We start from the raw sequence: 14301 nt of genomic DNA, 5'->3' as shown, positions 1-14301 counted from the left end.
CCTCACGGGCGTGCGCAGTCGAGCGATGAGAGGTGAATTTCAGGCTATCAGCCGCACCCGAATGTTGCAACGAACAAGGCGGGTTAAAGGGCTCGAGTGCAGAAACGGACTGTGGCGTGTCAGGCGGGCCGTACCCGGTAGTCCTCCCGCTGCCGGCCGGCTTGGACGGCGCACAGGGTCGCCATCCGAGCCGCGCGCTACACTCCACCGCGCCACTGTCGGCTCCAGCCGATGGCACACCGCCCGCTCACACGATCCCTCCACCAATCCACTGCCGATCACCCGCCTTTCGGACGACCGCGCCCCGTAGCCGGTGTGCATGGAAAACCCTTCCGATCAGTGACGCGCACCCGCGAGAAAGGGTATTGGGGAGCTACCGATCGGCGGGCGCGCGTTTGAGCCGCTCCTCAAGGACCGTGGCGAGTTCGTTGGGGTCGTATGCCTTGGCCACGAGCTTCCCGGTCGGGTCGAGGAGCCAGTACGTCGGCACGCTCGACACCCCACTCGTGCCGCTGGCCCCGAGGCGCCCCTGTGCCCACCCCACATCGAGGCCCTTCAGCGCCGTCTCCCAAGCCGTCGCGTCGTCGTCGAGCGCGAGCGAGAGCACTCCCAATCCGCGCGCCGCGAACCGCTCGTGTAACGTCTTCAGCGCCGGGAGTTGCTTCTTGCACGGCGCGCACCAACTCGCCCAGAAATGCACCACCATGTACTTGCCCCTGCAGTCCGCGAGCGTCCCGTCCTTGCCGTCGGTCCTCTTGAAAGACAGTGCCGGGACGTCCCCGGGGCTCAGAACGGGTTCGACCTCTGCTGTGATCTGGGACACCTTCAGTTCCCCGCGGGCCGCATCGGTGGCCGTCACCGTGACCCGGACCACGCGCCGGGCCACCGGGTCGATGAGGCACCCGCTCGGCTTCGCGTACACCGCGACTGCCAGGTCGTACTCCCCGGCCGGCACACCGCTCACCCGGAACGTGCCGTCGGAGGCGAGTTTCACGAACCAGTTCTGAAGGGTGCTCAGGTACGCGAGGCCCTCGGTGCTCTGGTGCCACGTGTCCCGCCACCCCTTCCGGGCATCGAACCCGGCGGCCGCCACGTCGGGCGGCGGGGTGATCCCGGGCTCCCGGCGCACCAGGTAGTTCAGCGAGTACGTGCAGTCGAGGTCCGGTGGAACCTTGCCGGCGAGCTTCACCTGTCCGGTCACGACGGCCCCACCGGACCCGAGCGCGAGGTCGACCCGTGCGCCCGGCTTGAGGTCGAGCGGCACTCTCGGTCCGGAACGGAACCCCTCGTCCTTCCACGGACCCAAGTAGACCCGAACGCTCACCGGACCGGGCGGGACGCGCGGGAACTCGAACCGGCCCTCGGCGTCTGTAGTCGCTTGCAGGTCGTAGGAAACGCGCGGCCGGGTCAGGTCTTGGATGCGGACCGCGGCCGCGAACACCGTGGCCCCGCGCACCGGCTTTCCGCCGTCGTACAGCGTGCCACGGACCGCGCCCCACGGTTGCAGCTTCAGGGTGCCCGCATCGACCCGGTCGGCGGAACACTCGGCGAACGCGAACCCCGCGCCGGTCCGAGCGACCACGGCCCACGGCTCGCCCGGGTCCGGGAACTCGAACCGCCCCTGCTCGTCCGTGAACGTGCGGTGGGTGTCGTCCCCGGAGAGCCGGACCTGCTCGGTCGGGGTGGCGAGGAGCACTTCCGCCTTGGCCGCGGGCCGGCCGGTAGCATCGACCACCAGCCCGGTCCGCGCGCGGCTCGGGGCGAGCCGGAAGTTCTGAACTCGGGCCGCGTCGTCCCCGACCCGGAACTCGGGTCCGTCCTGGGTCCGGTACCCGGGCGCCTCGATCCGGAGCCGGAGCGGGATGTCGGTCCGGTACGCCAAAAAGTCGAGCCGCCCCGCGGTGCCGGCGGCCCCGTTGAACCGCTCCGCGCTCAGGTGGTCCTTCCCGAACACGTCCACCGGGATCACGGCGAAGCGCGGGACCGGTTTGCCGGTGGCCGCGTCCGTGACCGTACCGGTGACCCGATGCTCGGCCTTGAGGGTCACGGTCCGATCCGGCGACCCGCCGGTGACCTCGAGCTTGAGTGCCGTGTACCCCCGCGCCTCGATTTGGACTTTCACCGGCTCGTTCGGAGCGGCCGCCCATTCCCAAGACCCGTTCGCGTCGGCCCGGCGCGGGATCCCGGTGCCCGTCCCCTTCGGGTGGTTCGCGTTGTGTACCGAATGGATCGATTTGCTCCCCTTCCACTCCATCAGGGATACGGACGCAGCGGGGACCGGTTTACCACCGGTATCGACGGTCCGAAGGCGCACCAACTTACCCGGCACCAGACGGAAGTCCTGGGCCGGGGAGTCGGGCTTGAGTTCGACCGCGCGGAGTTGCGGCGCCCAGCCGGGAGCAATCACCGTGAGTGACGTTTTTCCCGGGGCCAGGGCCGGGAGTCGGAACCGGCCGTCGGCGTCGGTCGAGAATGTGTTCGTCGTGTCGCCCCCGTCGGGGGCGTCGCTGTGGGCCACGAGCGCGTCCTTGATCGGCTTGCCGTCCGGATCGGTCACCGTCCCGCGGACGACGACGCCGGTCTTGAGCACGAGAATTGCGGTCCCCTTCCGCAGGGCTGCGGTCGTAATCCCGGTCTCCTTAGCCACCTGTGCCCAGCGGGGTTCGGTGACATAGTCCGGGTGCGTCACGAGCAGGCTCAGTTCGACCTCCGGGTGGTCCGGCACGGTGTCGATGCGCCACCGGCCGTCGGCGTCCGTCGCGGGCGCGTCGCTGCCCCGTGCCAAGGTGTCGCTGTAACGGACGCGCCCATCGCCCCGAACGGGCCTCGGGTCGTTCCCGAGGCGGACCTCGATCTTGGCCCCGGCGACCGGGCGCCCCTTCTCGTCAACGATTCGGCCCCCCGCGGTTCCCGTGGGCTCGAGCCGGAACGTGTACTCGGCCGGGACGCCCTTGCCGTTCAACAGTTCGGCCTGCTCCCAGTTCGCGAACAGGGTCGCGCACCCGATCTTACTGGCCCACAGGCGCAGGATGTAGAAAGTCTTTGGGAGCTCGATCCGGGCGACACCTGCCGTATCGGTCTCGGTGTCGCGGTTGGCTTTAAAATCCTTTTCGTCGGTCCAGACACCCACGTGAACGTTGGCCCCCGACAGGGGCTGGCCCCGGGCGTCCAAAACGACCACGCGCATTGCCCCGGCCGCGACCGGTGGGGCGTGCGGTTCGGGGGCTCGATCCAGGGGCGCGGTGGTGCCCGTTGGTGGCGCGACCGGCGCCGCGGGGGCGGTGCTCGATGCGACCGCCCCGACCGCGAGGAACCCGCCGAGGATCAGTACGCCGAGGGTAGCCCTCATCTTGTTCCGACCCGTCATCCCGATTCCTCCACTAACGAGTTGAGCAACCCGGGACGAGATTACCCCGTCCGGATTTCCGGTAGCGAGTGTCCGCACGATGTGTGACATGCTCTGGACAAGGGGTACGGGCACCGCGTGCGCGGGGCGCGCGCCCAGAAGTGTCCCGAGGAGAGCCGCAGAAAGGCCCAGCCCGCGCCGGGCGAGCGCGGCTTGGAGCCGGTCCCGGCCCCGCTCCAAGCGGTTCTTGAGTGTGGCGAGTGGACACCCCAGGCGCGCGGCCGCTTCGTCCCGGGTCGCGCCCTCGAGGTAACACAGCACGAGCGGACCCCGGAGCGGCTCGGGCAGCGCGAGGAGTTCCTCATCGAGCACCGCGAGCAACTCGCGGGCGGTGAGCTCGGCGAGCGGGTCCGCGGGCACCCGCGGCGCGACCGCGCCCTCGCGCCGGGTCCGCCGGGCCGTCCCGCGCCGGACCTTGAGGGCCAGCAGGTGCGCGGTCCGGTGCAGCCAGCTCGCGACCGACGGGTGCCAGTGCCCGGACGGGGCTCGTCGGGCCAGGAGCACGAACGCGGCCTGGAACACGTCCTCCGCGTCGTGTGCGTTGCCGAGCACCCGGTGCCCGGTCGCGATCACCATCGGCCCGTGGCGCCGGACCAGGGTCTCGAACGCGCCCTCGTCTTGCCGCTCGGTGAACTGTCGGAGCAGCTCCCGGTCCGTGGTCCCGGGATCGACAGTCCCCGTTACCAACTGCCGAACGCGCTGTCGGTCGATCCCGGCGCCCCGTATCGCCATTGTCGTCCCCACTCCGGTGATCCGAAGTCCCATTGCTACCCTACAATCCCCGCCGACAGCGAACCGGCTAACCGAAATTCCCGGATCATGAAATTGTTCCCAACCAGAACCGAAACGGTCCGCGCCGGCTCGGACCCCGAACCGAACACTTCGGGCGCCGGCGCCGCGAAGCCTACACCCGCTCGCAAGCCGGCGAGGGCTGGGCGCTGGTGCCCGAGTAGTACGACGACGGGGTACACGGGGTAACGCGGACCGTCCGGGCTCCAGAAACTCATGGCTCACCCGGAGGCGTTTGATGAGTAACTTCAGCGGTTTCGGCGCATCGAGGAACTCGCTGCTGTGTTTACCGCAATCGAAGCGGTGCGGGCGGAGGTGTTCGCGCGTTGCACGGGGTCTTGGCGGACCGGAACCCAGGGCGTGGGCCAGCGCGGGGCCGTGGTCGCGTGCGAATGGGGCAATGGCTTCCAACGAGCGCGTGCCCGCGAGTGTGGCGACGATCACGAGGTTCAGAACTACCGGGAGCGGGTACCGGCGCCCGACGGATCGCGCGGATCGGGAATCGTGGCCAGAACTTCGGTCAGCGACGGCACGGCTTCCATACCGGTCTCCCCGAAAAAGGACCGGGAGCGAATACCCGAACTTCACCCAACTGCCAAGACCAACGAACTAAACGGCCCGCGCGAGCTGCAGGACTCGTCTTCCCTGCGGCCCCCATCTTTGCTAAACCGGCGCCCCAGCCCCGGGCAGAAGCGGGGGCATTGGTGCGGCCTCCGGGCGGCACCCGGTCGCCGAGGCCAAAGTAGAGGGGTGGGGTCTCGTATGAGAAGGTTTCCGAGGCGACGGTATCTCGTGCTCGTGTTACTTCTGGCCGCGGCGGGAACCGCTGCGTTCGCAGCGAACCACCCCCGCAAGAAGAAGCCCAAGAAAAACAAGCCCGATTCAGTCGCAACCAAGATCGATTACGCGCGTCATGTCAAGCCCATCCTGGAAGCTCACTGCTACTCGTGCCACGGGCCGAGCAAGTCCGCGGCCGGGCTCCGGCTCGATACCGTCGCGTCTATCCGCAAGGGCGGCGACAGTGGTGGCGTGGTTGTCCCGGGTGACGGTTCCAGAAGCCTCCTTGTCACGGTACTGACCGGCGCCGATGACCAGGTCCAGATGCCGCCGACCGGCGAACCGCTGAACGCCGAGCAAGTTGCAATCATCAAGGCTTGGATCGACGACGGGGCCGGCGCGTCGAACGAATCCGGCGCGCCGAACGAATCCGCCCCCGCTCCCCGGTCGGATCACTGGGCGTTCCGGCCCCCGGTCGCAGCCCCGGTTCCGGCGGCCGGGCACCCGATCGACGCCTTTCTCGCCGTCGGTCGCGAACGGCACGGACTGACCCCCAATCCGCCCGCGCCGCGCGCGATCCTGTTGCGCCGCGTCTACATCGACCTCATCGGGCTCCCGCCGACCCGAGAGGAGCTCTCCGCGTTTCTGGCGGACACTTCCGAAAGAGCATACGAGAAGGTAGTCGAGCGCCTCCTCGCCGACGCGCGGTACGGCGAGCGCTGGGGCCGGCACTGGATGGACGTGTGGCGCTACTCCGACGCCGACGGGCGCAAAGCCAAAGCCGACATCTGGTGGGGTAACGCGCACGTCTGGCGGTGGCGCGATTGGATCGTCCGCGCGCTCAACGAGGACAAGCGCTACGACCGTATGGTACTCGAGATGCTGGCCGGGGACGAAGTCGCCGGCGGGGACCACACCACCGCCGCGGCCACCGGCTTCTTGGTGCGCAACTGGTTCAAACTGGATCGCGACATCTGGCTGACCAATACGGTCGACCACACCGCGAAAGCGTTTCTCGGACTTTCGCTCGGGTGCGCCCGGTGCCACGACCACAAGTTCGACCCGGTGAGCCAGAAAGAGTACTACCGGTTCCGCGCGTTCTTCGAGCCGCACGACGTGCGCACCGACCCGGTTCCTGGCGAAACCGGCCCGGCGGCCCACGTCGCTCGCGTGTACGACGCCAAACCGGATGAGCCGACTTGGGTGTTCGTGCGGGGGGACTCCAAAGCGCCGGACAAATCGGTCCGCATGCCCCCGGGGGTCCCGGCGGCGCTCGGCGCGGTCGCCGTCGCTCCGCCCGCGGCCGGGGCGAACAGCACCGGGCGGCGGCTCGCGCTGGCCAAGTGGATCGGCGCCCGGGAGAACCCACTTACGGCTCGTGTCGCCGTGAATCACATCTGGATGCGGCACTTCGGCCGACCGCTCGTGAACAACGTTGCCGACTTCGGCCTCCGCACGCCGGCGCCCGCACAGCAGCAGTTGCTCGACTGGCTGGCCGTCGAATTCATGGAGCGCGAGTGGAGCGCCAAACACCTGCACCGGCTCATCGTGACCTCCGCCGCGTACCGCATGAGTTCGTCGAACCGGGGCGCGTCGGCCGGGAACTTGACCGCCGACCCGGACAATAATTTCTACTGGCGGGCGAACTCTCGGCGGATGGAGGCCGAGGCGGTGCGCGACTCGCTCCTGTGGCTGGCCGGGGCGCTGGAACCAACGGCCGGCGGACCGCCGGTCGATCCGGCCCGCGGAACAGAAACCGGGCGCCGCAGCCTCTACTACCGTTACTCGCGCGAGGACAAGATGGACTTGCTCTTGGCGTTCGATGCGCCGGGCGTGGAGGAGTGCTATCGCCGCGAGCAGAGCATAGTGCCTCAGCAGGCGTTGGCGCTCGAAAACAGCGCGTTCTCGTGGGACCAGGCCCGGCGGATCGCCCGCCGGCTCGAGCGCGACGCGCCCGCCCCGGCCGCGTTCGTACCGGCCGCGTTCGAGCACGTCCTCGGGCGCCCCCCCACGGCCGCCGAGGGCGCGGCATGTGAGGCGTTTCTGGCCCGCCAGCAGGCGCTATTAGCCGATCCGAACGGGCTGACCCCGCTCCCGCTCCCGCCGGAGCCCGTCAAACTTGATCCCGAGGCCGCCAAACAATTAGCCACGCGGGTGCGCGGGTTACCGCTGGTGCTCGGGGACGCCAAGCCGCTGCCGCCGGTGCCCCCTGCCGCCGGCCCGGTCGCGCGGGCGCGCGAGTATTTGGTTCACGCGCTGCTGAACCACAACGACTTTATCACCGTTCGCTGAAGTAAGGAGACCGATATGGCGGTGTCACCGCGCCCCGTTGGGCGGAGGCGGTTCCTCGCGGACCTCGGGATGGGGTTCACCGGCGCCGCTCTCGGGGCCATGCTGTTCGAAGACGGCATCGCCAAGCCGGTGACGGCCGGGGGCGGGGCCGCGCCGGCCGCGCGGGCCAAGAGCGTGATCTGGCTGTTCATGCTCGGCGGGGCCAGCCATTTGGAGACCTTCGACCCCAAACCGGCGCTGAACAAGTATGCGGACAAGACGATCGCCGAGACGCCGTTCGAGCGGACCGTCAGCGACCCGAAGGTGACCAAGAACTTCCGCGTGTTCGCCGGGGCCGCCCGACTGGGGACCAAGATCCTGCGCCCGCAAGTCGGGTTCCGCGAGCGGGGGCAGTGCGGCACCGCGGTGTGCGACTGGCTGCCGCACGTCGGCGACTGCGCGGACGATATTGCGGTGGTGCGGTCGCTCTGGACCACCGACTTCAGCCACGCGGCGCAGGCCCTGGCCCACACCGGCCGGATCATCATCGACGGGCGCGAGCCGTGCCTGGGCTCGTGGGCGCATTACGGACTGGGCACGCTCAACCGCGACCTGCCGAAGTTCGTGGTGATGGGGCGGCCGCCGAGCGACTTCGGCGGGGGCTACGGGGCGCACCAGGCGAGTTACTTGGGGCCGGAGCACGACGGCATACCCGTCGAGGTGCAACCGGATCGCGCGGTGCCGTACCCGCCGCGCGGCGCCGGTCTCACGCGCGAGGCTCAGAAGGCCGAGTTCGACCTCGTGGGCGAGCTGAACAATCTCGCCGACGTCGAGTACCCGGACGATCCCGCACTCAGGGCACGAATCAGGTCCTACGAACTGGCGTTCCGGATGCAGTCGGCGTTCCCGGACATCGTGGGGCTGGCCGACGAGACCCGCGAAACGAAGACCCTGTACGGCTTGGACGATCCGGTAACGGCGCCGTTCGGCCGCCAGTGCCTGGTGGCCCGGCGCCTGGTCGAGCGCGGGGTACGGTTCGTCCAGATCTACCACGGCGGGGCGGCCGACGACGACAACGGGCTGTGGGACTCGCACCAGGAACTGCGGAAAAACACGAGTGACCGGTGCCGCGAGGTGGACCGGCCGGTTGCCGCGCTGCTCAAGGATCTCAAGCGCCGCGGGATGCTGGACAGCACGCTGGTAGTGTGGGCGACCGAGTTCGGGCGGACGCCGAACGTCGAGCCGCGGCCGGACGGGGAGAGTGATCGCGAGGAACTGCGCGGGCGCGATCACCACATTTACGGGTTCTCGTCGTGGCTAGCCGGGGGCGGGATCAAGGGAGGGATTGTCCACGGTGCGACCGATGAACTCGGGTTTCACGCCGCTGAGAACCGGCACTTCGTCGCCGACATTCACGCGACCGTGCTGCGGCAACTCGGGCTCGACCCGCAGCGGCTGGAGATCCCCGGTCGGCGGCGCCTGGACCTGGAGCGCGGCCGCCCGATCACCGAAATCATCGCGTGATCGGGCCACAAAACGCTCGAGCAAATTCCCGGCGTGGCAGGCCGCCTACTGCCGGGTCCGCGCCGGGCGCCTGAAACTGCACTAGCAACGTTCACCGAACGGACTACCCGACCGCGATCGCGGTCGGGACATCGGCCGTGGTCCGACGGGGACGGGGTGCAAGATCGCGGGCCGCCGGTTGCGCGGCGCGGGTATGAAGTGGTGGAAGCCCCGGTCCGCTCAAGGCGCGGCGCTACGCGCCCTCTTGCTCAGCAACGAGGGCTTCTGGAATGCCCCCCGGACCACAAGCCGCTTGAATACCGCGCACATTCCTCGGACTTATCCCCTCGGAGGAGCGCACTCGACCGTTCTGCCCGTTGCCACCGGAATCGCGACCCGTCATACTGAAGGGCACCAGAGGCCGCTGCTGGTTCGATCTATTTCTGTTCGCACACACAGCTCCGCCGCGCCGCTGTCGCCCGGCGAACCACATGACGCACCCCCTGTTCGCCGTGTTTAGTCCCGCGCTCGCCGCCGGCGCCGCCGTCGTCGCTCTCGGCGTGCCCCTCGTCGTCCACTTGCTCTTCCGCAAGCGGTACCAGATCGTGCCGTGGGCCGCGATGCGGTTCCTCCTCGTCGCGGAGCGCCGGCACAAGCGCCGCATCGACCAGTGGCTGCTGCTCGCCCTGCGCACGCTCGCGCTCCTGTTGTTCCTGTTCGCCATGATCGCGGTGATGCCGTGGGCCGAAGGACTGTGGCAGCAGATCCGCCCCGGCGCCGCGGAAACGGTCGCGAACGTGCCCCGCACGCACCACGTTCTCGTGATCGATGCGTCCCTCAGCATGACCGCGCGGGCCGAAGGCGATCGGACCCGGTTCCAGCGCGCGATCGCGCAGGCCGAGAACCTGGTCCGCTCGGGGAACCCCGGCGACGGGTACACCGTGCTGGTCCTAGCGACCGCGCTGCAGCCCGTTGTGCCCGGGCCGTCGAACGACCCCGAGAAGGTGGTCGCCGAGCTGCGCAAAATCAGGCCGGCACACGGTGCCGCCGACCACGCCGCCGCACTCGCGCACGTCGCGGACGTCCTCACGCGGTCCCCGCGGGCCTACCCGCGGCGCCAGCTCACGTTCTTTACGGACCTCCAGCGCTCCTCGTGGGTGAACGCGGTCCCGCGTGCCGAGAACAGCACGGCCGAGGTCTGGCAGAGGATCGTCTCGCGCTCGGACGTGGCCCTCGTGGACACCGCGGGCCACGACCCCGAGAACCTGGCCGTTGCCGAGATGACCCTCGCCGACCCGATGCCGCTCGTCGACCAACCGGTCACGGTTACGGTCACGGTCGCGAACTTCGGGCGCAGCGAGCGCAAGGGCGTGCGCGTCGAGTTGCTCGTGGGGCGCCCCTCGGCCGGAGGGGACGCGCTCGCGTCCGTCGAGCAGAAGCCCGTCGAGCCGATCCCCCCCGGCGGGCGCCAGAGCGTGAAGTTCGACCTGGACCACCAGCACCGGTTCCGCAGCCGCGGGGTCCACGTGCTCCAGGCCAGGATCGTCGAGGGCGACGACCTCGCGGCCGACGACAGCCGGGCGCTCGCGGTCGAGGTGCGCGACGGGCTGCACGCGCTCCTCGTCGACGGCCGGGCCGACCCCGACGTGAACCGGCGCGGGGCCACGCACCTTCAGCGCGCGCTGTTCCCGCCCGGCGCCAAGTACACCGATACCCCGAACCGCCCGCGCGTGGTCGCGCCCAACGACTTCGCCGACCCGTCCTGTGACCTCACCAACGTCGATTGCGTGTTCTTCTGTGACGTACCGAACCCGACCGCGGAGATGGCCGCGAAACTCGATGCGGTGCTGCGCCGCGGGGGGACCGTCGTCATCGGGCTGGGGCCGAACGCGGCTTCCGCCGCGAGTCGCGCGAAGTACAACGCGGAGTTCTACCGGGACGGGGCCGGCGTGCTCCCCGGTGCGCTCGGCGACGTCGTGACCGCGACCGGGCCGGACGACCCCGGGTTCCGGCTCGCGGCCGAGGAAGACGATTACCGCAAACCGCCGCTCGCGATGTTCGGCGCGGACAAGTTGCGGGCCGAGCTCATCAACGAACCGTTCCGCACGTACCTGCGGATCGACGCGCCGGCCGACGGCCGCGCGCGCCGACTCATGACCTTCTCGCGCGCCGGGACGGGGCCGGCCCCGATGACCACGTCCGCCGCCAAACCCGACCCGGCCCTTATTGAGTGGAGCAAGCACCGCGGGCGCGTCTGCGTCTTCACCAGCTCGTTCAACCGCGACTGGAACGACTGGGCGACGATGCAGACCTATCTCGTGTTCTGGCACGAGTTTCTGAAATACTCCGTCGCGAACCCGGACCGCCACACGGTCCGCGTCGGCGAGGCGCTCGAGGAGTTCTTCCCCGCGGCCGCGGTCGGATTGACCGCCGGACTGAGCGGCCCCGACGGGCTTTCTGCGACCGTTCCGCTCGTGACGCAGGACGAGGCGGGCGTCGCGCGGTTCGCCAACACCTCACTGAGCGGGTTGTACCGCGTGGGGCTGAACGGCTCGCGCGACCGCGTGTTCGCGGTGAACGTGCCGGAGGTGGTCGTCGGTGCCCCCACGGAATCGGACCTCGCGCGCATCGATCCGCGCGAGTTCAAGTCCTTCAGCGCCGTCCAGATCGTGCCCGATGTGACGGAAGTGAAGCCCACGAGCGCGAGCGGCGCGTTCGTTATCACCGCACCGAAGCCGCACGGCCCCCGGGTCGCGCGCGGGGCGGCTCTGTTCGCGGTCCTCTTCCTGGTGACCGAGCTCGTTTTGGCGTGGCGCTTCGGCCCGTCGCGGTCCGGGGCGGGCGGGGGGGCACCGGCACGCTCTCGCATCGGGCGCGCCCTCGTGCTCGTCGGCGCGCTCGTTCCGCTCGCGGTCGGTACGTTTGTGATGGTTTCGGTGATCCACGCCGACCGCACCGGCAACCCGCTCGGGTTCCTCCCGCACGGCCTGCGCTCTGGCATCGAGGCCGCGGCCGATGTGCCCACCGCGGGACCGGGTGAGGGAACCCACTGGCGCCTCGAATGGTTCCCCGCGCTCTTCAAGAACAGCACTACGGACCGGCGGACGGTCACGGCGCTCGCGTGCGCGTGCCTCGCGCTCACGTTCGGCGTGTACTGGATCGAGCGCCGCGCCGCGGGCGGGCTCGGCCGGGTCACGGTCCCGGCGCTGCTCCGGTCGGTCACATTCCTGCTCGCGCTGTTCGTGGTCCTGGCCCAGATCCGGCTCGCGTTCGATCGCGAGGGGTTGCCCGAAATCGTCATCCTGCTCGACACCTCCGCGAGCATGAACACGCGGGACGAGCTGAAAGACCCCGCCGTGCGCGCTCGGGCGGAAGAACTGGCCGGCACCACGGACCTGTCCGAAGTGAGCCGGCTCAAACTGGCCCAAATGCTCCTCACGCGGAAAGACGCCGACTGGCTCGACCGGCTGCTTCGCGAGAAGCAGGTCAAGGTTCACCTGTACGCGGTCGACACGCAGACTCGGCAGATCGGGTCCGTGGAGGAGGAGAGCCAACTCGCCGACGCGCGCGACGCCCTCACGAAACAGCAACCGACGGGCGAGGGGTCGCACCTCGGCGAGGGCATCGAGTCGGTGCTGAAAGCGTTCCGCGGGAGCACGCTGTCGGCCATCATCATGTTCACCGACGGCGTGACAACGAGCGGCGACGATCTGCCCAAGGCCGCGCGCGCCGCGGCCGACGACGGCGTGCCGCTGTTCCTCGTGGGCACCGGGGACCCGTGGCAACCGCCGGACCTCGCGCTCGCCGACATTCAGGCCGAGGACGTGGTGGGGAAGGGCGACCAGCTCGTTTTTAAGGCGCGCCTGAGCGCGAAGGGCGACGTGCCCGCGAACCCGGTCACGGTGTTCCTCCAGGAGCGCCTCCCGAACGGCAAGTTGGAGGACCGCGGGCGCGCGACCGTCGCGCCGGACCCGAACGGGAACCCGGTCGACGTCACGGTCACGCACGTCCCGATGGAGGTGGGCGAGAAGACGTTCATCCTCAGCGTGCCGGCGGTCCCGGGAGAAACCAACGTCCGCAACAACAAGATCGAGCGCACGGTGCTCGTCACCGAGTCGCGGCGCATCCGGGTGCTGTACGTCGAGGGGTACCCGCGGTACGACTTCCGCTTCGTGAAGGTGATGCTGGAGCGCGAGTCGGACAAGTCCGTCGGCGGCAAGGCGGTCGAGGTCCACGTCGTGCTGCTCGACGCCTCGAAGGGGTGGGCGGAAACGGACCGGTCCGCGTTCCGCGGCGATTTCCCCACGCGCACGGAGCTGTTCGGGTACGACGTGGTCGTGCTCGGCGACGTGGACCCGAAGCAGGTGCCGCGCGCGGCGATCGCGCTGCGCGACCTCGCGGACTTCGTGAAGGAGAAGGGCGGCGGGCTGCTCTTCCTCAGCGGCGAACAGGGCACCCCGGCCGCCTACGCGGACACGCCGCTCGCGGAGGTGCTGCCCGTCGCCCCGGGCGACCAGCCGGTGGCGACCCGGCCGCCCGAGGAGCAGCCGATCACCGAGGGGTTCCGCCCGCGCTGGACCCAGACCGGGAAGCAGCACCCGCTGTTCCTGCTCTCGCCGGACGAGGCCGCGTCGGGCCGCGCCTGGAACCAGTTCCAGGAACTGTTCTGGTACGCGAAGGGGTACCGGCCCAAGCCGCTCACGCGCGTGCTCGCGACGCACCCGACGCGCCGGGCGGACGGCGGCGCGGCCGACGAGAACCACGCGCTGATCGTGCAGCAGTTCGTCGGGAACGGCCCGGTGCTGTTCTTCGGGTTCGACGACACCTGGCGCTGGCGGTTCCGCACCGACGAGGAGAACTTCGATCGCTTCTGGATGCAGACGATGCGGGTGCTGTCGCGCTCGCGCGTTCGCCGGCCGGAGGTGCGCGTCGCGCCCAAAACGGAGTTCTGGCGCGACGAGAAAGTCACTATCCAGGTGCGGTTCCCGGTCGAAGCGCCGGCCCCGGCGGGGGCGGCGCCCGTGCGCGTGACGATGACGCGCGGCCCGGTGCTGAAGCCGGACGGCACCCCCGCGCCCGGCCCCACCGAAACGAACACGCTCACGCTGACCCGCACGCCGGGGCCGACGGTGCTGTTCGAGACGACCCTGGCCCGCGCCGCCGAGGGCGAGTACCGCTTCGAACTGGCGGACCCGGAAGTGCAGGGGACGCGGCCGTTCGCGACGGCCCGGGTGCTCCCGCCGATGGGCGAGCGCGAGCGCACCGAAATGAACCGCGCCGACCTCGCGGCGGCGGCGAACATCTCCGGGGGCGGGTTCTACACGCTCGACCGGGCCGCGGACGTCTTCAACGACCTCAAAAACCTCCAGCGCGTGCCGCTGAACCAGCCGTGCCCGCCGGTACCGCTCTGGAACCACCCGCTCCTCTACGTACTGCTATTGTCACTTCTCCTGAGCGAGTGGCTTTTGCGGAAGCGCGAGCGGCTGTTATGATGGTGGGCGCGCTGCACAGCCGAACCGGACAAGAACCCGGGAAGTGACCCTCCCGGGTTCGTC

General features: G+C 69.8%; 4 protein-coding genes. 3 read left to right on the top strand and 1 reads right to left on the bottom strand.

What is annotated here, in order from left to right:
* Window positions 1-373 precede the first annotated feature (373 nt).
* Window positions 374-4138, bottom strand: coding sequence for a sigma-70 family RNA polymerase sigma factor (locus J8F10_RS07955; RefSeq protein WP_210653304.1), 3765 nt, complete (start codon window positions 4136-4138; stop codon window positions 374-376).
* A gap of 849 nt (window positions 4139-4987) precedes the next feature.
* Between J8F10_RS07955 and J8F10_RS07950 the strand changes: the two genes are divergently transcribed.
* The 3 genes from J8F10_RS07950 to J8F10_RS07940 all read left to right on the top strand — a co-directional run bounded on the left by J8F10_RS07950 (window position 4988) and on the right by J8F10_RS07940 (window position 14238).
* Complete coding sequence (locus tag J8F10_RS07950) at window positions 4988-7264, top strand: PSD1 and planctomycete cytochrome C domain-containing protein (protein ID WP_210653303.1); 2277 nt, start codon at window positions 4988-4990, stop codon at window positions 7262-7264.
* Between the two features lie 15 nt (window positions 7265-7279).
* A complete protein-coding gene (locus tag J8F10_RS07945) occupies window positions 7280-8767 on the top strand; it encodes a DUF1501 domain-containing protein (protein WP_210653302.1) in 1488 nt (495 codons plus the stop codon).
* 470 nt (window positions 8768-9237) lie between these two features.
* Complete coding sequence (locus J8F10_RS07940; RefSeq protein ID WP_210653301.1) at window positions 9238-14238, top strand: VWA domain-containing protein; 5001 nt, start codon at window positions 9238-9240, stop codon at window positions 14236-14238.
* The last annotated feature ends 63 nt before the right edge of the window (window positions 14239-14301 follow it).

The organism is Gemmata palustris (genome assembly GCF_017939745.1).
GTDB lineage: Bacteria > Planctomycetota > Planctomycetia > Gemmatales > Gemmataceae > Gemmata > Gemmata palustris.
Note: the sequence above shows the minus strand (reverse complement) of the source record. Positions and strands in the feature narration are given on the sequence as shown.